The sequence below is a fragment of the Flavobacteriales bacterium genome (assembly GCA_016704485.1).
In the GTDB taxonomy this organism is placed as follows: Bacteria; Bacteroidota; Bacteroidia; order Flavobacteriales_F; family PHOS-HE28; genus PHOS-HE28.
The window spans coordinates 2,506,041-2,528,740 of sequence record JADJAA010000001.1; the positions used below are offsets into that span (position 1 = coordinate 2,506,041).

At 49.1% G+C, this 22,700-nt stretch carries 22 protein-coding genes and 1 pseudogene; 5 read left to right on the forward strand and 18 right to left on the reverse strand.

Annotation, left to right across the window (positions count from 1 at the left end; translation table 11 throughout):
• Window positions 1–324 precede the first annotated feature (324 nt).
• The 3 genes from IPF95_10735 to IPF95_10745 form a co-directional block, all read right to left on the reverse strand.
• Window positions 325–867, reverse strand: coding sequence for a hypothetical protein (locus tag IPF95_10735; GenBank protein ID MBK6475167.1), 543 nt, complete (start codon window positions 865–867; stop codon window positions 325–327).
• Window positions 868–1,149: 282 nt separating this feature from the next.
• The gene (locus tag IPF95_10740; protein ID MBK6475168.1) at window positions 1,150–1,767 is read right to left on the reverse strand and encodes a hypothetical protein; all 618 of its coding nucleotides are present in this window, start codon (window positions 1,765–1,767) and stop codon (window positions 1,150–1,152) included.
• Window positions 1,768–2,051: 284 nt separating this feature from the next.
• Window positions 2,052–2,375, reverse strand: a complete 324-nt coding sequence (locus IPF95_10745; protein MBK6475169.1) for a hypothetical protein — start codon at window positions 2,373–2,375, stop codon at window positions 2,052–2,054.
• Window positions 2,376–2,572: 197 nt separating this feature from the next.
• Here IPF95_10745 and IPF95_10750 point away from each other — a divergent pair, with 197 nt between their 5' ends.
• Window positions 2,573–3,127 (forward strand): hypothetical protein, encoded by a 555-nt coding sequence (locus tag IPF95_10750; GenBank protein ID MBK6475170.1) that lies wholly within the window; start codon window positions 2,573–2,575, stop codon window positions 3,125–3,127.
• Between the two features lie 17 nt (window positions 3,128–3,144).
• Window positions 3,145–3,555, forward strand: coding sequence for a hypothetical protein (locus IPF95_10755; GenBank protein MBK6475171.1), 411 nt, complete (start codon window positions 3,145–3,147; stop codon window positions 3,553–3,555).
• A gap of 144 nt (window positions 3,556–3,699) precedes the next feature.
• On the opposite strand, the gene IPF95_10760 is transcribed toward IPF95_10755, so the two are convergent.
• The 8 genes from IPF95_10760 to IPF95_10795 form a co-directional block, all read right to left on the reverse strand.
• Complete coding sequence (locus tag IPF95_10760) at window positions 3,700–4,131, reverse strand: hypothetical protein (protein MBK6475172.1); 432 nt, start codon at window positions 4,129–4,131, stop codon at window positions 3,700–3,702.
• 930 nt (window positions 4,132–5,061) lie between these two features.
• Window positions 5,062–5,433 carry a hypothetical protein gene (locus IPF95_10765; GenBank protein MBK6475173.1) on the reverse strand — a complete coding sequence of 124 codons (372 nt, stop codon included), beginning with the start codon at window positions 5,431–5,433 and terminating at the stop codon, window positions 5,062–5,064.
• Between the two features lie 213 nt (window positions 5,434–5,646).
• Window positions 5,647–6,213, reverse strand: coding sequence for a hypothetical protein (locus IPF95_10770; protein ID MBK6475174.1), 567 nt, complete (start codon window positions 6,211–6,213; stop codon window positions 5,647–5,649).
• 205 nt (window positions 6,214–6,418) lie between these two features.
• The gene (locus IPF95_10775) at window positions 6,419–6,799 is read right to left on the reverse strand and encodes a hypothetical protein (protein MBK6475175.1); all 381 of its coding nucleotides are present in this window, start codon (window positions 6,797–6,799) and stop codon (window positions 6,419–6,421) included.
• Window positions 6,800–6,965: 166 nt separating this feature from the next.
• Window positions 6,966–7,811, reverse strand: coding sequence for a hypothetical protein (locus IPF95_10780; protein MBK6475176.1), 846 nt, complete (start codon window positions 7,809–7,811; stop codon window positions 6,966–6,968).
• A 207-nt stretch (window positions 7,812–8,018) separates the two neighbouring features.
• Window positions 8,019–8,468 (reverse strand): hypothetical protein, encoded by a 450-nt coding sequence (locus IPF95_10785; protein ID MBK6475177.1) that lies wholly within the window; start codon window positions 8,466–8,468, stop codon window positions 8,019–8,021.
• 333 nt (window positions 8,469–8,801) lie between these two features.
• A complete protein-coding gene (locus IPF95_10790) occupies window positions 8,802–9,500 on the reverse strand; it encodes a hypothetical protein (protein ID MBK6475178.1) in 699 nt (232 codons plus the stop codon).
• 179 nt (window positions 9,501–9,679) lie between these two features.
• Window positions 9,680–9,937 carry a hypothetical protein gene (locus IPF95_10795; protein ID MBK6475179.1) on the reverse strand — a complete coding sequence of 86 codons (258 nt, stop codon included), beginning with the start codon at window positions 9,935–9,937 and terminating at the stop codon, window positions 9,680–9,682.
• 70 nt (window positions 9,938–10,007) lie between these two features.
• On the opposite strand from IPF95_10795, the gene IPF95_10800 reads away from it, so the two are divergent.
• The 3 genes from IPF95_10800 (at window position 10,008) to IPF95_10810 (ending at window position 16,251) form a co-directional block, all read left to right on the forward strand.
• Entirely contained in the window at window positions 10,008–12,713 is a 2,706-nt protein-coding gene (locus IPF95_10800; protein ID MBK6475180.1) for a gliding motility-associated C-terminal domain-containing protein, read from the forward strand.
• A 158-nt stretch (window positions 12,714–12,871) separates the two neighbouring features.
• Window positions 12,872–15,298, forward strand: coding sequence for a gliding motility-associated C-terminal domain-containing protein (locus IPF95_10805; GenBank protein ID MBK6475181.1), 2,427 nt, complete (start codon window positions 12,872–12,874; stop codon window positions 15,296–15,298).
• A 398-nt stretch (window positions 15,299–15,696) separates the two neighbouring features.
• Window positions 15,697–16,251: a transposase gene (locus IPF95_10810; protein ID MBK6475182.1), complete on the forward strand. Its 555-nt coding sequence runs from the start codon at window positions 15,697–15,699 to the stop codon at window positions 16,249–16,251.
• A 446-nt stretch (window positions 16,252–16,697) separates the two neighbouring features.
• Here IPF95_10810 and IPF95_10815 read toward each other — a convergent pair.
• The 7 genes and pseudogenes from IPF95_10815 to IPF95_10845 all read right to left on the reverse strand — a co-directional run bounded on the left by IPF95_10815 (window position 16,698) and on the right by IPF95_10845 (window position 22,624).
• Window positions 16,698–18,267, reverse strand: a pseudogene (locus IPF95_10815) (IS1182 family transposase).
• Between the two features lie 119 nt (window positions 18,268–18,386).
• Window positions 18,387–19,289, reverse strand: a complete 903-nt coding sequence (locus IPF95_10820; GenBank protein ID MBK6475183.1) for a hypothetical protein — start codon at window positions 19,287–19,289, stop codon at window positions 18,387–18,389.
• Between the two features lie 85 nt (window positions 19,290–19,374).
• Entirely contained in the window at window positions 19,375–19,944 is a 570-nt protein-coding gene (maf, locus tag IPF95_10825; GenBank protein MBK6475184.1) for a septum formation protein Maf, read from the reverse strand.
• A 62-nt stretch (window positions 19,945–20,006) separates the two neighbouring features.
• Entirely contained in the window at window positions 20,007–21,035 is a 1,029-nt protein-coding gene (locus IPF95_10830; protein ID MBK6475185.1) for a geranylgeranylglycerol-phosphate geranylgeranyltransferase, read from the reverse strand.
• Between the two features lie 93 nt (window positions 21,036–21,128).
• On the reverse strand, window positions 21,129–21,656 hold the full coding sequence (locus IPF95_10835) for an HAD hydrolase family protein (GenBank protein ID MBK6475186.1): 528 nt from the start codon (window positions 21,654–21,656) through the stop codon (window positions 21,129–21,131).
• Between the two features lie 72 nt (window positions 21,657–21,728).
• Entirely contained in the window at window positions 21,729–22,241 is a 513-nt protein-coding gene (locus IPF95_10840) for a hypothetical protein (GenBank protein MBK6475187.1), read from the reverse strand.
• A gap of 44 nt (window positions 22,242–22,285) precedes the next feature.
• On the reverse strand, window positions 22,286–22,624 hold the full coding sequence (locus IPF95_10845) for a ribose-5-phosphate isomerase (GenBank protein ID MBK6475188.1): 339 nt from the start codon (window positions 22,622–22,624) through the stop codon (window positions 22,286–22,288).
• Window positions 22,625–22,700 lie beyond the last annotated feature (76 nt).

Genomic DNA, 22,700 nt, shown 5'->3' on the forward strand with positions numbered 1-22,700 from the left:
ATCAAAGGACGTCAAAGATCTTGACCTGAAAGCCTTTCACAACGGTCCTGCGCTTCCGCATACCGCCTTTCGTGATCTTGTTCCTGGACGAAATGTACCACCCTTCAACGTTTTGCAGCTAAACGCCCGCAGGTTTCCCGCGACAAGCCTCGAAGCTCTGATCATTCAAGTTTCCCACTTCTCTTTCGATTGAAGAAATGATGGCCTGCTGGCGTTTAGGTGCTGTTGGTGGCCGTGTGCTGGGTATGGCGCCTGGGCCTTGTGTATGGGCGGCCTGTATGCGCGATGGTGGGCTTGAGTTCCGGTTGTGCGATGCGCTTTTCTTCAGCGGGAGATGTTCACCATTACAACAGTTGGTTCAAAAAAATCCACTCGTTCACATATCATCTCCGGTTGAATGGTGCTCACTTCCCGAAATAGATCCATCATCATGCGAGAAACTACTTCTGGTTCGCGGAGGTCAACAACAATGAACCGATTTCCCCAAGATGTGTACACGAAACAATGGATTCCATTGGTCATTTCCTCCAACGTTGTGGAGCCAATGAGAGAGTCGGCGTAAGCCTTTTGGAGATCGGTTAATTGCAAAGGCTTTGGGACACATGGTGCATTTCTGATACGCAACATGCCTTTGGGCTCTGTACTGACGACAATGAACGGGCTGGATTGGGAGGTGCTGTTGGCGTACCGTACAAGTGCATGCTTAAGTTCCGGATCCAGGACGATCTCATTAATGCGTAATTCCTTGTCATACTGGGTAACGTGGTCCATACTTATCGGATCTTCCGCTTGGGGGCTATGGCAACCAGAAGCAAGAAGAAGCAAACCCAACGCAATGAATGGCTCAACGATGAGCAAGGTGGACATGCACACACTCGTTGATACAAATAATTTTTTCATTGTCCTAAACGATGCAAATGCTCCAGAATGTTGCTGTGGTCAAAGGACCAGACTAAGCTGCGGGCCTTTTCTTCAGCGGGAGAAGCCATGGCCACCAACTATCGGATAAACGTAATACGTTTATCCGATATCAAAGGACGGCAAAGATCTTGACCTGAAAGCCTTTTACAACGGCTACCTACAGAATACCAAAAGCCCCCGGAACTCCGGGGGCTTTGGTAGTGGAAGAGGGATGATAACGCGCTTGGCTTATGCAGCTTTTGCGGTTACGGCATCGCATACCGGTCCTACGCCTACCACACCTACGGCGGCAGCGCGGAACGAGTATTTCTTATCCGTAATAAGTCCCATCACCGTTAGGCGGGCCTTGCTGGTCATGCCAACTGGAACCCACACTCCGCTGCCCGTAGGGTCGCCTTCGCAGATGTACACTTGGTACATTCGTGCGCCATGCACACCTTTCCAGCGGAGATCAACTTGACCTTCTATGGCGCCGGTGGTGCCCTCGAACTTTGTTGGTGCATTCAACTTATCTACTGGATCTGGTGTCTTGGCCAATTCGAAACCGCTGCCCACCGCCATATCCACATCGCCACCAGCTACACTATTCACATAGCGCGCCAGTTTCACGATCATGGTAGAGAGGTTCTTGGCAGCTTCGTTCTTAACTGCGACCGCTGCATGGGCACCGCTTTCCGCAGCCGCAATGGCGACTACTAGAGCGACACGTGCTGCGGTCATGTCCGCAAGGTTTGGTGAGGGGTTCACAAAATTCGCGTTTCCGGTCATTTGGGATTCCACATGGCTACACTTGCCGATCAGTTCCGAAGGTTTCAGGCCTTTGAGTCCTGCTTTGATAACTTTCATCGTTGTTCGTTTTTGATTACCGCTGGTTCGGGGTCCGTTGGTTGACGTTGGCCCTGGCGTTCCATTAGTGGGTTGTCGCTGGCCGGACATTGATGCGTGAATGCCCCTTGTGCGGTTACGGCCCTATTTCATGTTAATAACGAAACCGTTGATAACAGGGCACTCTGGAAGCCCCTTGGTTAAAACTTTAACACTTTCAACCGTTTTTTACGTTTTCAGGAACGCGCCGTTCCCGCGCATGTTCGCCATCATTTTAACATTGTCGGGATCATTTTGTTAGAGGATCAAGCCATTTTCTTCTTTGTCTTTTTCATTTTCTCCTTTGTACTTGCGGCAAGTTCCTTTGTCTTTTTCATTTTCTCCTTTGTACTTGCGGCAAGTTCCTTTGTCTTTTTCATTTTCTCCTTTGTACTTGCGGCAAGTTCCTTTGTCTTTTTCATTTTTTCCTTTGTACTTGCGGCAAGTTCCTTTGTCTTTTTCATTTTCTCCTTTGCACTTGCGGCATGTTCCTTTGTCTTTTTCATTTTCTCCTTTGTACTTGCGGCAAGTTCCTTTGTCTTTTTCATTTTCTCCTTTGCACTTGCGGCAACTTCCTCTGTCTTTTTCATTTTGGCAAAGGGTAGGGCAGGGCCGCATGGTAGTTTCCGCTGTGCCCTATAGTAGTATGGTATACCTTCCTATAGTAGTATGGTATACCCCCCTATAGTAGTATGGTATACCTGCCCTATAGTAGTATGGTATAGCGTCCTTAAAATACCCACTTGTGGGTATTGCCGGATCGCGTGTACTACCTCACCTTCGGTGTATGTGTCTGAAGCAGATCGGGGTAGAGCTCGCGCTTATGGCCGGCACGCGCCCACACATCCATGCGTATATCTTCTACGATGCGGATGCCGCACCGAAGCTGCCACTGGTACGCAGCACCTTGCCTACCCGCATGGCGTTCGGGCCGGACCTAACAGCGCTGCTGGCCAAAGCGCGCCGCAAACGCGGCCACCACGAACCGAAACGGTTGGTCTGGTCGCCGTGGGTGCGCATGCCGTATTATTTTTTCAGTGCCAAGCTCCCCGGCAATGGCCTGCCTACCCCGCACGATACCCTGGGCGATCATCTGAAAGTAGTGGTGTACGTGAATTCACCGCAGCCCATTTACCACCATCCCGTGCTGCTGTACCTCAAGGGCAGCGAGCCGCGCGTACACCCCTTCGGCAACCGCCTGCAGTGGGTGGCCCACCCCCATTGGACCTTGGCAGATAACTTGGTACGCCCCACCTGCCTCCGCGAAGAAACCCCATGCGGCTGTTGCGTACGCCTTAGCTACACCTTCACGCCGTACGCAGAGGCGGTTTGCGTGCGGTAGCCGTGCCGTAACGGTGGTTGGGCGGATGGTGCTGTTGTGCGGTCGGGCTCACCGTAGCTGATACCGGATCACTGCCGAGCACGGTAAAAGCGATCCGGATCCAGGACAAGGCTCGCGGCGTTGGCTTCGATTGGGACAACCGTGAGCAGGTTTGGGAAAAGGTACACGAGGAGTTGGGTGAGTTGAAGCACGAAGTGGATAACAACACTCCGGAACAAGCAGAAGAACTCGGCGACGTGCTGTTCTTACTAGTCAACTATGCGCGTTTTTTGAACATCGACCCCGACGAAGCACTGGAACGTACGAACCGCAAATTCATTCAACGGTTCCAATTCCTCGAACGAGAAAGCCACAAGGACGGCAAAGTGATGGGAGAGATGACCTTGGAAGAAATGGAAGGCTATTGGCAACGGGCGAAGGGGGAGTGAGCTGTGCCGTGTCCGATCCGTTCCTGTTCCGAGGGTAGGAAATGGTGAATAACGTTCAGGCTATGAGCAGCGCCCTTTGTATGTGGGCCTTATTGCGCGGGCAGGCGTTGCGTGTAGCCATTGTTGCGGTGTCGTTGTTTCTCTTTATTCCCATTCAAACTTGTTCAGGGTCAGGCTAATGCTTTCCCCGGCAGTCAGTTTATCGAAGGCAGTCTTGTCAAGCGGACCGGTTACCATTTGTCGTGCCTGTTCGATATCCAGACTGTCAGGTTTTCCATGTGTGAGGTCAAGCTTTTCGATGACCCAGAATCCAGTTTCACTTCCCGTGTTTGTTTTCGCAACTATCCATTTATCATCAAAAGCAACTTCGCTCACATTCGCTGGAACCAGTTCGATTCCAGCGTAACAGCATTTTTCATCAGATGTACAGAGGATTAGGATTGTTTGATTGTAGCCGTCCCCAGCCATAAGACTGTATCCACTACCAAGTTTGTAGTCGCCCCAAGCTTTACAATAGTCCGTGCAAGATGACGCTGACACTAGGACCAGTGCTATGAATAACTGCTTGGCTTTCATCTTGCTTTCACAATGCACCACAACTAGCGGATAAACGTAATACGACTAGTAACAAAGGACGTCAAAGATCTTGACCTGGAAGCCTTTCACAACGGTCCTGCGCTTGCCGCTTGCCGCCTTTCGTGATCTTGTTCCTGAACGAAGTTATCATGTTTCAACGCGGGTTGTCACCGGGACGAGGGCGGTTCGCGGCAAAAGCATGTTGGCGGTAGTTCCTTTCAGAATGTGTATTTTCTATTGAACAATCCGGTTTTATACTCTTCGTGTCCCAAATAATTAAACCCAAGTTCAAGAAACTTGTCGTGTAATGTTTGGAAAGAACAATAGTTATACTCGATTAGTTCTATTGGTTCATATTGATTCAAGTATAATATAATCGACTTGCTCTTGAAAATACTGATGCCCCAGTAGATACCGAACTTTATTTCTGAAGTTGAAAATCCTCTAACTGATTCAAAGTCTATTTTTCTCTGACTACCTATGATTGGCCGAATCAGAAGTACGCTACCGTTTTTGATTTTCAGATGGAATGTCTCTCGATGAATTGACCTGATGAAGGATGTGAGAAATATCGGAAATGACATGAACGCGAATACAACGTAGAACCACTCTTTGGTGATTTTGCCGTGAAACACAAGCGACGCTAAAACAACAAGACTAGCAATGAGGAACAATACAAAGAGAACTCTACCAAGGAATATGAATATGTTGTAATTAACAGACATGTATCTTCCAGTAATTACCGCCGACTAGCGGATAAGCGTAATACGACTAGTAACAAAGGACGTCAAAGATCTTGACCTGAAAGCTTTTCACAACGTACTAATCGATATGGTCTGTACCGTGGAAAAAGCGGAGCTTTCTCCAGCCCGCTGCGCGCGGGATTTGTGTGGGTATAGTCTATAATCGGGTGTTGTGGTGTCGTTTTTTTTAGTCAATGTAATAATATCCAATTCGTTCAACCACGATTTTATCTTTTAAGTAGACCTGTCTCAGTCTGTAATGAGTTGAACTAGGTGATTCACTGTATTGAAATCCGACTATTTCGTCTCTAGGTTCCCAGCGCACAATTGGTTCACCTAGAATTTCAAGAACTTCTTTTTCGGTCATTCCCTTGTTGATTTTGAGAAATCCTTTGTCCGTGTATTCATCAGCGAACACTGTATCATGTTTCGGTGACAGATATTCAAATAGCAACCCCCAGTACCCTTCAATCCTCAGATTCGAAGACGTGAATTTCAACCCCCAAAGAATCACAACAACTCCGAGAGCTGCCAGTCCTATTTTCTTTATCGCTTGCATTTATTTGAATGCACCACAACGGCGGATAAACGTAATACGTTTATCCGATATCAAAGAACGGCAAAGATCTTGACCTGAAAGCCTTTCACAACGGTCCTGCGCTTGCCGCATACCGCCTTTCGTGATCTTGTTCCTGGACGAAATGTGTTCAACCCTTCAACGGGAGTTGGCAACGGGACGATGGCGGTTTGTGGCAAGCATGTTAGCAGCCGTTTATTTATATTCTTCGAAATGGAAGCTCAGAAAGAACGATAAGGTGTCAGGAACACCCATGGCGTTTCGTTTCTCCCTGAATTCATTGTATGAATAGGTATTGAACGTTTTACAGTCGTTATCAACGTCAACAATTGACCACCTTGGAAGCACCTTATAGTCAGTAGTGGAGTCTGATTTAATTTCTACATATGGATAGCGAAGATGCCATTTGCCATACATATTGACAACATCTTGTCTGTAATGAAACAAGAAGTAGGCTATATCAGCCGAGTCCTTGATTTCTCTGAAAAGTATCCGAGTTCCAATCGTATCGGTTGGTATTCCATGAGGATACGGATGTGATTGAGCAATGACAAAATTATCGGTCCAGCCAATTTTGGTAATAGTATTGTTGAGCACAGCCCCTGAACTGCTCTTCTTAAATAGTGCCATCTCTTCCATCCTGAACATTGCGTTGAGACGGAGCCCACCGGGTAGTTCCTTATGATAAACGGATGGATTATCGCCAAAGTAGCAGCCTTGCAGAAGTAGAATTAGTAAACAGCGAAGGAGAGGGTATTTCATTCTTTAATGACGGCTAACTAGCGGATAAACATAATACGACTAGATATCAAAGAACGTCAAAGATCTTGACCTGAAAGCCTTTCACAAAGGGCCTGCGCATACCGCCTTTCGTGATCTTGTTCCTGGACGAAATGTACAACCCTTCAACGGGAGTTAGCAATGGGACGAGGGCGGTTTGCGGCAAGAGCATGTTAGCCGCTGGCTTTTATTTTAATCTTAATTCTATTGTTCGCTTATGGGTGTCAATGTCAATCCAATCCAGTGTTTCTTCACTTGGTATGCAGTCAATCAATTCTGTCCCCTTGGCAAAACGTCGAAGGGAGGATTTACCGAAATGAATGGTCATATGGTATTCATCCTGTCCAGTCTTTCCAATCCAAGCCTTCGTTACAATTTTACGAGTATCATTCACGCATTTTTGCGTCAACTGCGTATCCATTGCTGGAAACCATGATACACCATCACACCAAAATCCTTTCAGGTCTGGTCGATTTGAGTTGGCAAAAGTTTGACCTAAGTGATATTCCAGCTGAGTGCAGAATTCCTCATTAAATGGCGAATCTCTATTTGACTCGATCTCTGGCATTCTTGCTTGTAGCTAACTAGCGGATAAACGTAATACGTTTATCCGATATCATAGGACGGCAAAGATCTTGACCTGAAAGCCTTTCACAACGTTAAAGCTATCAAACTAAGCTTGGCATTGCGGGTGGATTTGCGTGGCTTTGTTTTATAGGTAATGTTGTAGTGAGTTATTTCATTTCTCTAGCAATACACCTGAATCCAACTTCTGGCGAGCTGACTGCATATTCCATAGTGCCTCTGGCCAAACAATCTGACGCAGTGCTTTTATATGAACCGCCTACCGCCAAGCCATTAGTATTTAACATTTCAGCTGCATTTCCATACATATCCCAAAGGCCGTTGTGACAGTGCTCCAGATTAGTAGAATATTCTTTCCAATAACTGAGCGAATTGGTTCCGTAGTTGAACGTTCTTTCACCCAGTTTGTTAATGCTATCAATGTCAAAAGTTAGTGCATCATAAATGGATCTTGAAATAAGCCCGAATTCAAGTCTTCCAGATGACTCTTCGTAACGCAGGTTATCTACTTGCGTCCGCCATGCACAGAAGTCCTTTGCTTGTTGGAAAGTGATTCCCGTAATCGGGCTGTTCAAGATCTGAGCAGTACTATCACTGAAGTAAGCTCTGTTAAGAACCAGATTCGTGTTGCTGGAGGATCCCGCACCAGAGGCAATTCCTTGTTCATTATGTAGGTCCAACAGGTTCAGTAAAAGAGTGTAGTAGGGATATGAGGGTGCTGGTAGAAAGGTTTCATCCAATGGGGTTCGTATGATCAGCTCAAGCTCTTCTTCAGAATGCTCCTTTCGATTTATGAAGGAGCCAATTCGTTGTGGATCGGAGTTTTGCATGAATTCAATCCATTCCGCGAGTCGCACCTCCGTTTGATCAACTTGAATCGAATCACCAAACGATAGCATTCCATAACGTTCTATGGATGGGTGAGGGCCAGCTCCCAAGTTGACTGACACGCAGCCAGTAGCTATCAAAATAATAAGGAATGCGATGTACTTCATCAATTCACTACAACTAGCGGTTAAACGTAATACGTTTATCCAATATCAAAGGCCATCAAAGATCTTGACCTGAAAGCCTTTCACAACGGTCCTGCGCTTGCCGCATACCGCCTTTCGTGATCTTGTTCCTGGACGAAGTGTTTAACCCTTCAACGGGAGTTGGCAACGGGACGAGGGCGGTTTACGGTGAGAGCATGTTACCAGGCGTTAAGTTTTAAATCTATCCCTTATTCCCAATGCGTGATACCATTTGACCTGCTTTTGTTTGATGCGATTTTGGTCAAGACCAGCGCTTTTGAAGATGGTTAGAATCTCTGACCTGGTTTGCAGCAAATACCGCAGATCGTAGCGTTCCACCAAAACTAGGGATTGTCGTGATTTTACTCTTGGACTGGGAAGTGGCTTTTTAAGCTCTAGTTCATAAAACTGTAATTCGCCTGAGCCTAATCCTATCGTGTTCACAGTTAAACCGGCTATGTTCTGAATGTCAATGATCTCGCCATTCGCCCGATGTAGCTTTTCACCCGTTAGGTAAAGGGTATCAGGGATAGTGAATAAGCTATATACTGGACGCATGCCGATCGGTAGAGTAATTGCGAAGCTCAACAGCACTGCTGACTTCAATACATCATGCTGCGGTGCGACAAACAAATGCATGACTCCAACGAATACCGCTGATCCAATCGCAGACCAGATGAAGGTATATGCGAAGTCTTTGACCCAGTTATATGAAATGCGCTTTCTAATGGATGGGGACTTTTTCAAATGCTTGCCAACTAGCGGATAAACGTAATCCCTTTTCCGATATCAAAGGACGTCAAAGATCTTGACCTGAAAGTCTTTCACAACGGTCCTGCGCTTGCCGCCTTTCGTGATCTTGTTCCTGAACGAAGTTATCATGTTTCAACGCGGGTTGTCACCGGGACGAGGGCGGTTCGCGGCAAGAGCATATTGGGGGCTGGCATGTTTATCGACCGTACAATGAATGGGTCAGATTCTAAGCTTTCCGGCTCCATGAAGATCAATGTCTTTTGATTTCATGATATTCTTGAATGTCGTTGCGTCCGTAATAATGAAGACATATGAATCGCCTCCTAGGTCGAAGAAAAGCAATTGATGGTTTAATTGTTTCAGGTCCTTCTCAAGCGCCTTGAATAGACGGATGATGAATTTTCCATCTCTTGTTTCTCTGCCTAAATACTGCTCCCTTAGTTCGACTGTGTTAGGCCATCTAAGTGTGTCAACTTTTGAGTTGATGAATTCTTCAATCTCACCTTCATTCTCCTCGCCTCTCCAGTCTATAACCAGCGATAGACCCTTATTGTCTGCAAAGGCTGCCAAGGCATCTATTGGTCTAAACTTCCTTGTCTGATTGTTCAGGTAATAGGTGTAATAGGCTTCGAATTCAGCTTTGTATTGCGAGAATATGATTTTGCCTATGTCAAAGTAGTGATGGATTTTAGTCTTCAGATTTTTCTTGTTTCTGTACCCTATAATGAATAGATTGATTAGCGCAGCAAGGATCAAAAGAATCAAAAAGGTCCATATGATATTTTCATCGAGCTTATCACTTAGCATTGCTGTTATGAAACCAACTCCAAGGACAAGACCAATGAATAAAACTAGGCCTATGATTCCAAGAAGTACGTATCGCCATGTTTTGGTTCTCATCTCCAGTTTATTCGTCATCAGTGCCCCTTTCTGAGCTTGCCGCTAACTATCGGATAAACGTAATACGTTTATCCGATATCAAAGAACGGCAAAGATCTTGACCTGAAAGCCTTTTACAACTGCTACCTATAGAACACCAAAAGCCCCCGGAACTCCGAGGGCTTTGGTAGTGGAAAAGGGATGCTAACGCGCTTGGCTTATGCAGCTTTTGCGGTTACGGCATCGCATACTGGTCCTACGCCTACCACACCTACTGCGGCTGCGCGGAACGCGTATTTCTTATCCGTAATAAGGCCCATCACCGTTAGGCGGGCCTTGCTGGTCATGCCATACGTCGCCAGCGGATCAAGTTGCGTCATCCGTGAAGAGATCCGCCCAAGGACGTGGATATCGACCTGATAACTCCACCGGTGCGTACTGCGAACCCCGGTCAAAAAACCCGACCTTTGTTGCATAAAATCCACTGGCTCAAGAATGTTGCGTTTTTCAATTGGTATGCTTACTCGGCCTTTTCTGCTTTCGATCGTGTCTTGGATTGCGTTCGGTGCATCTGCGCAAATACCTACTAAATGCTTGGAAATAGAGAGTATTCTGGTGGATGCATGCAATCCCGGAACCATTTGCTCTAGCAGCGCCGAAGGACTGAATGAAATGGTCCGCTTCATTACCGGACCGCAAGCCACTGCGCTCAATGATCTTTCAGTGAATTGGCCCAACAATACATGGCAGGGTCTTGTTCAGAATGCGGTTACTGCTGCCACTACCGTCGACCTCAATGCAACAGTAGAAAGCTGCGGCTTGATCCTTGAACCTGCGGGAGGTATTATTCCGCCGGGATCCACTGTTATTCTTGCGACGAGTGCATTTCTCTGCGCCATTGCTAATCCCTTTACCAATTTGGGTGATACGATCTACATCATCTATCAGGATGGGAACAACACGGCTGGTCATTTCGCGAACAGCCCAGCAGCAGGCGCGGTTATAAGCCCAACCCCACCTGCAGGGACGAACTTACGAACGCTGACCATTACCTATACACCCACGAATTGCACCGATACTGCTATCTATCAGCGGGAGTTATTGACGAACAGCTTGGGCAGCTATGGCGGTCAATTGGGGGAAAGCGATGGTGGTACCGTCCTGTACTCGTGGCCCGGTGTGCCACAGGTCACGTACATCAATTTCGGCTGCCAAGCGCCGATACAGAATACTGCGGTTCAGGTTACCAGCTCCGGGAATTTGTGCAGCGGAGGGTCAGTAACACTTAGCGCAACGGCAACTGGTCCGTTCGATTCCGGTTTCTGGTCAGGTGGTACGGGTACATTCAGCAGTACAACCGCTGCAACCACTACCTATACTGCTGGTGCTGGTGATAATGGCAACATCGTGTTGCAGTATTGTGTTATTGGGCTTTGTGCCAACGATACGGTTTGCGGAGCGGCTTTCGTTCCGGCAGGCACAGGTCCGATCGTTGCCATAACAACGGTCGGACCTGCTACCGTTTGTCTTGGCGAAAGCATTGTGCTGACCGGTACTGGGGCAACAACCTATGTGTGGAGCACGGGTGAGACCACAAGTTCCATCATTGTTTCCAGTCCGGGTACATACTCCGTTACCGGAACAAGTGATTGCGGCTCTGACATGGTCAGTCTCAATGTCGCATCATCAAGTGGACCAAGTGTGGCGATCACGGCAAATGGTCCGCTGGAGATGTGTCCAGGTGAAAGTCTTGTGCTTTCGGCAAGCGGTGCCACTTCGTACCTCTGGAGCAGTGGCGAGACCACCCAGTCAATTACCATCATGTTCCCAGGGAATTACACGGTGGTCGGAACTTCGAGCTGTGGAAGTACGCAAGCATTCATCACCATCGCAACGTCTTCTGGGCCTACAGTGCAGATCACAAGCAACGGACCCAATGCGATCTGTGATAACCAACAACTGACATTGACTGCTTCGGGTGCGAATACCTATTTGTGGGGCACCGGTGAGATCACAGCCTCCATCATTATCTCTGTTCCCGGCATCTATAGCGTAACAGGTACGGATGGATGTGGTAGTGATGTGGAATCGCTCACGATCACGCAAGCAACCAGTGTTGTTGCGTCCATTTCTGGAGATACTTTGATCTGTGCTGGAGAGAGTACGGTGCTTACCGGATCCGGTAGCACTTCATTGCTTTGGAGTACGGGTGAAACAACCCCAAGTATTACCGTTCAAACTGCCGGCACGTATTACGTAATAGCAACTGGTGCATGCGGTCCGGATACCGCTCAAGTGAACGTGGTGGTAGCTCCAGGGCCCGTAGTGTCCATCGTTGGCGATACGACCTTATGTCCTGGAACAACCACACAGTTGACCGCCTCAGGTGCGGATACTTATGTCTGGAATACGACGGAAACGACGGTGAGCATTAGTGTTGATGCGGTGGGTATGTATTCCGTAACGGGAAGTAGTTCGTGTGGTAATACCACCGTTTCCGTAAATGTGGTCGCAGCCCAAGGTCCAATGGTAAGTGTTTCCGGAATCCAGGTGATCTGTCCGGGTACATCTACAGTTCTTACCGCTTCCGGAGCCGATGGCTATGTCTGGAGTACTGGGGAAACAACGTCTTCGATCACTGTTCAGAACGGCGGAACATATACTGTTACAGGTAGTAATGATTGCGGACAAGTAAGCGATTCGATCACGGTTACGGAGGTGCTGGTGAATGCAGGTTTCACCGCTGGGATATTAATTGGTCAGGCGCCGTTGACAGTGCCATTCACGAACACAACGGACCCTGCTACTGCGACCGTTTCCTGGAGCTTTGGTGATGGGTCTACAAGTACGGAGAGCGATCCGGAGCACACGTATCTCAGCCCTGGAACCTACACGGTCATTTTGACCGCCACGGATCAAGGTTGTACGAGTTTTAGCAGCATACAGATCACGGTTCTACCTCCTTTCGTTGGTGACAGTTACCTCTTCGTTCCGAATGTGTTCACGCCGAACGGTGACGCAGTGAACAATGTATTCCAGATGCAGAGCGTCGGCATTACATCGCTGAATATGCAGATATACAACCGCTGGGGTGAAATGGTACACGAGATCACTAACCCTGCACAAGTATGGGATTCACGCTCCAAGACCGGTGAGCGTGTTCCGGATGGAACGTACTTCTATGTTATTGCAGCTAAAGGCGTTGATGGAAAGGTCTACGACCTTCATGGAACCATTTCAGTACTGCGGTAATACCCAGAAGGAGTGAAGGAAATAGACATGGATAGGGCAGTCCTTGGTATAGTGCACATTGAACGCATCCAATGTGGAAAGGTCATAATACTGCAACGTTCGCATCGTTTGTCATTACATCGGACACCGTTGTGCAGTTGTTTAGCGTCTAGGCTAAAGTGAATAGTGACTCATTATATCAGCCGATAAAGGCACTGAAATTCAATGCGCTTCAGTTCCTTGGTGCCATAGGTGCTATTCTGGGGGCCTTTTTTCCAATCGCTGAGGCAATTGCCCAATGCCCGAGTACCATCAATACCTTCCCGTATCAAGAAGGATTCGAGACGAACCCAGCTTGGACCTCAGGTGGAACAGCTAGCGATTGGGCCTGGGGTACACCTTCTCATCCTTCCATTAATACAGCTGCTGAAGGAACCAAAGGATGGTTCGTTGGTAGCCTGAGCGGGACCTATTATGAGTTCGGACAGCAGAGCTGGTTGGAGAGTCCGTGTTTCGATTTTACAGCATTGCAATACCCTTATATCAGCTTCAAACTCTATTGGGAATGTGAGCGGCAATATGATGGTCTTGGTTTTCAGTACTCGCTTGATCAGGGCACTACGTGGAGCAATGTGGGTTCATTCAACGGCCCGAATGATTGCTTGAATACCAATTGGTTCAATACGCAGAGCATTACCACACTCTATCAAGCCAATCCTAAAATGGGTTGGAGCGGTAGAGCTGGACCAACTGTTGGTAGTTGTGCCGGAGGGCAGGGTAGCGAAGCGTGGGTTACATCATCGCAATGCTTGAATGATCTGCAAGGCGAACCAAGCGTGAAGTTCCGTTTCATCTTCGGCGCAGGTACACAATGCAATGACTTTGATGGTATCGGAGTGGATCTTGTGCAGATCGGCGAAGCACCTCCCAATCAAGCGGCCTTTGCGTTCCAATGCACGGGGAATACCATCGATTTTCAGGATAATTCAACACCGTGCCCTTCTGCCCGCACATGGGATTTTGGTGATCCTGCCTCTGGGGCGGACAATACATCCACCTCGAATACACCACAGCACGTCTTCTCAGCGGCGGGAACCTATCAAGTAACGCTTACGGTAAGCGGTCCGTGCAATGCACCGAGTACCATTACTCAATCGGTGACCATTACAGGCGTTACCGTGCAGACCACGGATGCAGGTTGCACGCAGGATCAAGGCACTGCCAGTGCACTTGTTGACCCCGGTGTGGGCTTGGTGTCCTATGCATGGTCTCCTGGAGGACAGACCACGCAAACAATTACAGGATTGGTTCCTGGCGATGTGACCGTATCGGTTACAGGAAATTCCATTTGTGCAGCGCAAGCAACGGGCAACATTGCAATGGGTAGCGCAGGTCCGACAGTCACGGAGACGCATACGAATATCACCTGTGCGGCTGCGGATGATGGCACTGCAACCCTTACTGTTACCGGTGGCGCGATGCCCTTTGCGTATGTATGGTCGCCGAACATTGGTGCAACAGGGTCGGTCACAGGCCTTGCCCCGGACACTTACACGTGTGTGGTCACAGATGCTTCGGGTTGCGAGGGCACCGTGGATGTGATCATTACTGAACCGTTGCCATTGACCATTACACCACAGGCGGACGTTACGATCTGTTCCGGCGATGCGACCGATCTTACCGCAACAGCGGATGGTGGAATACCGGGCTATGTGTTCACATGGAGTCCGGAGGGGCCTTCAGTTTCGCCAGCTGCCAATACGGTGTATAGCGTCACTGCAACAGATGCGAACGGATGCTCAAGTGCCTCTGCTGATGTGCTCGTAACCGTAGGAGCAAGTGTGGATGCGGCTTTCACGATCTCCGATACGTTGGGTTGCGCGCCATTCTGTGTTACGTTCACAGATCAAAGTGCTACACCGGGAACACGCACATGGAACTTTAGTGATGGCAGTGATCCAGTGGAAGGGAACGAAGTGGAACACTGCTTTAACGAGGCAGGTAGTTATGACGCTACACTTACGATCACCACCGCAGATGGCTGCGAAGGAACCATTACGCTAGTAGATGCAGTAGATGTACTGCCCGTTCCGGTTGCCGTGTTCGTCTCTTCACCGGGTGTAACTACGATCGATCAGCCGACCTTTCAGTTCATTGACCAGTCCACGGACGCAACCATCTGGAATTGGAGCTTCGGCGATCCAGATGATTCATTGTCTACCGATAGATCACCCACATTTGCTTACAATGAAGTTGGCTGTTATACGGTAGAATTGGAGGTCGCCAATGATCTCGGGTGTACTTCGCGGACGAGTGCCGAGGTGTGTGTAGAGGATGAATTCCTTCTCTTCGCACCCAACGCTTTCACTCCGAACAATGATCAGATAAACGATGGTTTCGAGGTGATCACTTCCGTTGCGGACCCCGGTTTTTTCCAGTTACAGTTATTCGATCGGTGGGGTCAAGTGATCTTTACTGCAACCCAAAAAGATCAGGAATGGACAGGGGAGGGTGCTCCCATCGGCATCTACGCGTGGCAGTTGAAAATACAGGATACGCATGGTGGATTGCAAGAACGCCAAGGACACGTAACGTTGGTACGTTGATCATTTCAATTCGTGTTATTCGGGCGTAACCCCTTGGTAAGGGGTCGGGCCATCGCTGCAAGTCCTCTCCGCCTTGCGACGGATCCGGGCTTTCCACTCATGTCCCTTGCGCGGTATTTACAACTACATGCGGGTCTGATCGGTCGGTGTTGGTTCTGGTAGGGTGGTGGGGTAGCCACAGGCTACCGAGATCCGGGGGTGTTGCGCGTAGCCACAGGCTACGCGCTGAACCTGCCACAGGCTACGCGCTGTCCTCCTACAGGCTGCGCGCTGTACCTGCCACAGGCTACGCGCTGTGCTGCTACGCGCTGTACTGCTACGCGTTGCCTGTGGCTACGTGAAACAGGTAGGCTCATAGTAGCCTGTGGCTACTCTATCTTGTCATCAATTACACGTACATGAGCACAGGTTATCGAATCTCTGACCAACACGCCCTTCACTTTGTGACGTTCACTATTGTAGAATGGATCGATGTGTTCACCCGTCAGGTCTACCGCGATATTGTATTGGATAGTTTTCGCTATTGCCAAGCGAATAAAGGCCTTCGAGTTCATTGCTGGGTGATCATGTCCAACCACTTGCACGCGATCCTAAGCACCCCTGAGACTAACCTTTCCGATGTTATCCGGGATCTGAAGGGACATACCAGCAAGGCCATTTACACTGCACTACAAAGCGAGACCGAAAGTCGAAGAGAATGGATGAACGCGCGGTTCATCGTGAATGCAATGACCACCGCGCGGAACGATAATTTCAAAGTCTGGAAGCATGATAACCATCCACTTCAACTACAATCCTTCACCATTGAACAAAAAGTCGAATACATTCACAATAATCCGGTTCGTGCTGGTATAGTGGAAATGCCACACCATTACGTTTACAGCTCTGCACGCGATTACGTGGATGATCACCTAGTTGGCAAAGGTCTGTTGAGCTTAGATAAACTCTGGTAGCTAGGCCGTTGGTCCATTGTTACGCGTTGCCTTTGGCTACGCGAAATGTGTAGGCTGCTGTTAGCTTGTTGCTACCCTTTATTCTGTGATCAAGCACCATCGCTGATGCGCTTCACTTGGTGAGTAGCCACAGGCTACTAAGATCAAGGGGTGTTGCGCGTAGCCACAGGCAACGCGCAGAATGCGCACAAGGCTACTGAGATCAGGGTGTGTTAAGCGTAGCCAAAGGCAACGCGCTGTGTGAGTAGCCGCAGGCTACTGAGATCTTGTGGTGTTACGCGTAGCCAAATGCAACGCGCTGAGTAAAAAAAAGGGGCTGTCTCGAAAGGGATGGCCCCTTCTTGTTTTGATGGGGATTGGATGTGGTGCTGATTCAGAGACCTACCAGATCGGGATTATTTGCGGCCTTGCCCGTGTAAAGGACAGGACCGAACCCAAGGCACTTTTTAGACGTTCCTCAGCCCTTTTTGAAGGATCCTGACCAACTTCTTCAGGTTGATCGCAGTTGCAAGTAGTCCGGTTTCCAAGGCGACTTTGTCGAGTCCCCTTAGCATGAACCGGGTGAAGCCTTTGTTCTGCTTGAGGTTACCGAAGGCCGATTCCACTTCCACCGGTCTAGCGCTTCGGTGCATTAGACCTTCTTCGCTGGTGAGCTTTTCTCGGGCTTGGGCTTTAAGTTCGTTAAGCCGATGGTTCACTTCGATGATCCGGTTACCCTTGGCCTTGTGGCAAACACCATTCATGGGGCATGTGGCGCAGTTGCTTGCTTGGTAGCGCGATACGGTTTGCACATACCCGGCCTTTGTTGTTGAGCGCTGGTCACCGATATGCCGCATGGGCTGGCCTATGGGGCAGGTATACTCGTTCCTTGCAGCGTTGTAGTGGAGTCTGTTTTGTACAAAGGGGTGTTTTTCCCAGTAGCTCTTTTGTTGTTCACGGTGGAAGTAGTTGTACTTCACAAAAGCCTCCACGCCCTCGCCTTCCAAGTATTCGTAATTCTGCTCCGAGCCATAGCTCCGCCATGCGGCGGACCACAGCCGCTTGGGGCAGTTTGCCCAACTGGGCTTGTAGTTCCTTGTAGTGGGGGATCAGTGTCTTGGTGTCGGTGGTGTCCTGATGTAGGCTGTAGTGTATGATGAACTGGTTCTGGGTGCTCCATTGCACGTTGTAGCCGGCCTTGAGTTGTCCGTTGCCCATGTGGTCGTCCTTCATGCGCATGAAGGTGGCTCCGCGATCGGTCTTCGAGTAGCTACCGCGCTCGCCCAAGATGGACTCTTGCATCTTGTACTTGCGCACGTTGTCCGGCCAGTTCCTCTTGGCGTAAGAGAGCTTTTGCTTGGTCTTCGGATCGATCTTCTTGTCCTTGAGCGCGGCGTTGATCGCATCAATGGTCTGGGCCACTTTCTTCGGGTCGAGTTCTTCCATCTCACCGGGGTCATCGCCCTGTAGTTCTTCAGCGGCTACTCCTTGGGTGTAGTTCCAGAGCTCCTCCAACTGGGCTTTCATTTTCTTCTTGTTGGTGGCAATGCTCTTGGCCCAAACGAAGGTGTACTTATTGGCATTGGCCTCGATCTTGGTGCCATCGGTGTACACTGCTTTGAGATCCACATGACCCGCTTCCATCAACAACAGAACCACTTGGCTGAACACTTCTTTGATGTGGTTCTTGAGCCGCTGGGCACGGAACCGATTGACCGTGTGGTGATCCGGACGCTTCATCCCGGCAAGCCACATGAAATGGATGTTCTCCTGGATCGCTGCCTCGATCTTACGCGAGGAGTAGATGTTGTTCAGGTAAGCATAGACCAATACCTTGAGCAACATACGCGGGTGGTAACTAGAGGTGCCGCCACCCTTGTACGTGTCGGCCAGCGAACCGATGTCGATCTGGTCGATAACCGAACCAACTACACGTACGGCATGTGTCTTTGAGATGAGTTCTTCCAACGATGGTGGCAAGAGCATCGCTTGACTCGGGTCGTAGTCCTTGAACACGACTTTTCTTTGTGAAGCCATGCCCGAAGGTCGATCACCCAAAACGAGTTGTCAAGATCAACTTCCAACGGCTTTTCAACAAAATGAAAAGGGCTGCCTCTTTTGAGACAGCCCCTTTTTTAAGTTCCTTAATTCTCCGATCACTTGATCGTCTCCATCTTCTTCTTCAATGACTCCACGATAGCTGCTTTGGCATTCATGGTTTCTGCACGTTCGGCTTCTTCTTTAGCGCGGTCAGGGCTTTTACCACTGTATTTGCTCACGTCTTCGTAGGCTTTATTCTCCGACTTCATTGCTTTGGCAAGTTGACCTTCTTTTTTGGACAATTTCCCACGCGCCTTGGTCAACGGCTTCAGATCCTTTGGGTCTTTCGTAATACCGAATTTGCTCTCGAGTCCAGTAACCTCAGATTTCAATTTGCTGATATCTGCGTTCAGGGATAGAACGGCTTTTTTCGCTTTCTCACCTGCTTTTTTCGCTTTTTCCAATGCTTTATCGTTCTTCGCAAGGTCCTTCTGTGCGCCTTCCAATTTCCCTTCAGCTTTGTCCAAGGTCTTAGTGTACTGATCGATCTGCTTCTGCACATTGGCCTTATTCAATGCAACGGCCATTGCACGTGCATTTGTTTCTGCCAAAGCCATATCGGCAATGCCAACACTATCATTCAGGGCATAAGCAATGATCAATTGGCCGATCTCTGCTTTCTTATCCGTAGTAGCATTGGCGAATACCTTTATGGGCAACGTACTTACCGCAGGTAAAACCACAACATCAGCTGTCGTAGGGTTGGATCCGCTTACGCTTTTGCTCTTACTCTTCATCTCATCCTTCCACAAGTTCAACGCATCGCCTCCATTGCTTTCGAAGACGGTGATCCTGTATGCAGGTAAACGATGGGTTGTATTGGTCAACGAGTCCGGAACTACCGTGATATCATTGTTCCAGGAAAGGGAATAACCCTCTTTGGTCTTGTCCTGTGCAGTAAGTGAAGTGATCGTCAGCAAGGCTGCTGCACTGATCAACGTACGGGTCGAATGGTTCATGGTTCTGGTCTTGATGGATAACACCTCAAATGTAAATGGCATGGTGTCTGATCTCTGACGTTCAAATATCGGGCCGGTCACTTGTTTACCGCATGATTTTGGTCAACTCTGCGTAGATCAGATGCAGCGGCAAGCCCATTACCGTGTAGAAACTACCGTCTATGCGCTCTACGGCCACATATCCGATCCAATCCTGCACGCCGTATGCGCCGGCCTTGTCCAACGGTGAGTAGCGCTCCACGTAGTAAGCGATCTCTTCTGGTGTCAACTGTCCGAACGTGACATGAGCAATGTCCGAGAACGATACCGTCTTTTCCGCTGTTCGCAAGCACACGCCAGTGATCACACGGTGCGTTCTACCGCTGAGCATGGCCAACATGCGCCGCGCATCAGCAGCATCTTCCGGTTTATTGAGTAATACATCACCTATCACAACCGTGGTATCGGCGGTTACCAGAACCTGATCGGGGGCCAATTGCCCTTTCCAAGCATTAGCTTTTTTTCGTGCTAGATACTCGGCGACATGATCATTCGGTAAACCTTCAGGCGGAGTTTCATCCACATCCACACTTGTTATTTCCACAGGTAGATCCAATCCTTGAAGCAATTGTCTGCGCCGGGGTGAAGCGGAAGCGAGGATAAGGCGTAGGTTCATTGTTAGAAAAGTGAATGGTGATGGGTGATCGGCGAATGGAGGCGATCGCGTGCCCCAAAACCTTACGGTAAGTAACGGATCAAGAATGCGAACCCGACGGCCAGTACCATGGCCAATTTCATCAGGTTCCCAGCCCGTTTGTGCTCAATACGGGATACTGCGTTGTAGGTGGATCCAGCGGATAACAACAAAGGCGCTGTGATGCCAACCCCGATGTACCAATAACTCAATTGGTCATGCAGGAATAAGAACCGAATGGTCATCAATCCAGCGATGATCATGCCCATATCAAATAGTGCCAATGCTTTAGCCCTGCGCATGCCCCAGACGATCGGCACGGTCCTGCAACCGACAGCTGCATCACCTTTTACATCTGCCATGTCCTTCTGGAGCTCACGCACCAACGAACTTAAGAACGCAAACCCCGCGAAACCCAATACCCACCACCAGAGCTCAATGATGAATCCGGCTTCCATTTGATAAGCCTCTCCTCCAGCAGCGATCACTACTGGATCCGCAAACAGCTTCGCCAATAACGGGATCTCATACAGGCCAACGCTCAACGGGACCAATGCGGTAAGCGTTGCTACCAGCACGTTTCCAATGACCAGTGACCGCTTCAAATTGGTGCTGTACAACCATAACGCAGCAATGCTGAACAACGGGATCCAGGTCAGTTTGAGGAGACCACTGCGCCACGCTACGAACGCACCGATCACTAGTCCCATACCGCTCAATAGCATATGGGCCGTCATCGCCACGCGTCGTTTTACAGTGCGCCCAACGATCACTTCATCCGGTTTGTTGATGCGATCGATCCGTGTATCGAAATAGTCGTTGATGATATTGCCGGCCGCAGCGATCAATACCGTGCTGAAAACCAGTAGCCAGAAGTGGATCGGCTGTAGTTGTGGACCATATCCTGCAGGGACCAAGAGGTCCGCTCGCTGGATGTCGCCACCGATCTCCGTCATTAAATGGCTCAACCCACGCTCCAGATTACCTGCCACTACGCCGTATCGGATCGCGACCATCGTAAGCGCGATGATCACCAAATTGACGGGACGGGTAAGTCGTAGAAGGTCGAACATGCTGTGTGCAGGGCTGCAAGATCGGACCTTATGCGTCAACCGGATCGGCTTTCGACCGATTTATTTCTTGACCCATTCTGCTCGAAGATCGGTCTACCAGGTATGCGCAGCTTCCGTCATCCATTTGCCTTGGATCTTCATCGCTTGTTCCAGAACATCACGCACGCAACCATGTCCACCTTTGTTCTTGCTGATATAGGCACTGATCGTTTTAACTTCTTCTGCTGCATCATTCGGGCAACAGGGAAAGGCAACACGCTGCATCACACGCAAGTCGGGAATGTCATCACCCATGTAGGCGCATCGCGTAGGATCCAAGCCAGTGGTGGCGATCAGATCTTCCAATTTATTCAGCTTGTTCGCCACGCGATCATGGAATTCCGTTACTCCGAACCGTTTGAAATACGCGGTAACTCCTTCGCTATGCCCACCAGTAATGATGATGATGCGCATACCCTCCTTTAGCGCATGCTGCAATGCATACGTGTCGCGGCTATGAAAGGTGCGTACGGGATCAGCATCCGATAAGAGGATTACCTGTCCGGTACTGAAAACGCCGTCCACATCAAATAAGAAGGCATTGAGGTTGGCGAATTTTTCTTTGTAGGTGGTGTTGGGCATGGGAAGTAGGAAAGCAAACGACTCGGATGCCAGCGGTATCAAGGTAGAATGAAACGATGAATCTACAGGGTCTCAATAATTCAACCCCGTAGCGCGTGTAAAGAAACGATGCAGCACTTCACTGTGTGCGTATCCCTTCTTTTTGCCAAAGTAGGCCACGGCATAAAGGGTGAAGAAGAGCAGGGCCAGGACCGGTATCGTCCATAATAGTCCAAAGGCCCCATCGATCTTGTAGTGTGAGTAACCCACAATACTCATGATCAGAACTGCAAAACCGACGATCGAATAGAAGAAAACGAACATGGTCCACACGGTGGGTTTGGGGCCGTAAAGCCCTCTTACAACGGTTCCTTCCTCTGTCTCCTCGAAGGTAACATGCAACTGAGGCGACCAATAATGCACGTCCTTGATTGGAATGCGCAAGAGGGCATAGCTTGGGTGTGCTTCACCAACGCATGTGGCATTCTCGCTGCGCAGTCCTGTTCTAAGCTTGTCGGCTATGGTAGACGCTTTTTCAGTGGTCGTCAACCGGAACCTTGGGCGGATCTGTGCCACAGGTATTTCTTCGTGGAGTTCTGTGGTCATGATCGCAATTGCTCGAACGAATATAGGCTGGATGTTCGATCCGCTCAATTGGACCAAACAGCATAACCACTGCGCCGCAATTCCAGTGTGAGTGCCTTCTCTGCTTTCAGCGCTTCGGTTTTGGACATCGGGTCGATATGTTCGAAAAGGCTGCCGCGCAGATACATCCCGTATTTCTTGACAATAGCTGCGGAAATGTCGTGCCCTTTTTTGCTAAGCACAATTCCCTTGTGCTGCTCAAAGCGCTCTTTCGGCGTTTTACTCGTCATGCCCACATACAAGCATTGCAGTACACCATTGAACTGCGGATTGGCCTCACGGAATTTGCGGTTCTCAGAGAATACTTTTTTATTCAATTCAATGACGTAGACACGGTAGGGCATGGGGAGATCAACAAAAGCGAATTTACATGCGAGTAAGAGATCCCATGCTCGGTGGACGATTCGTACCGAATGTTCA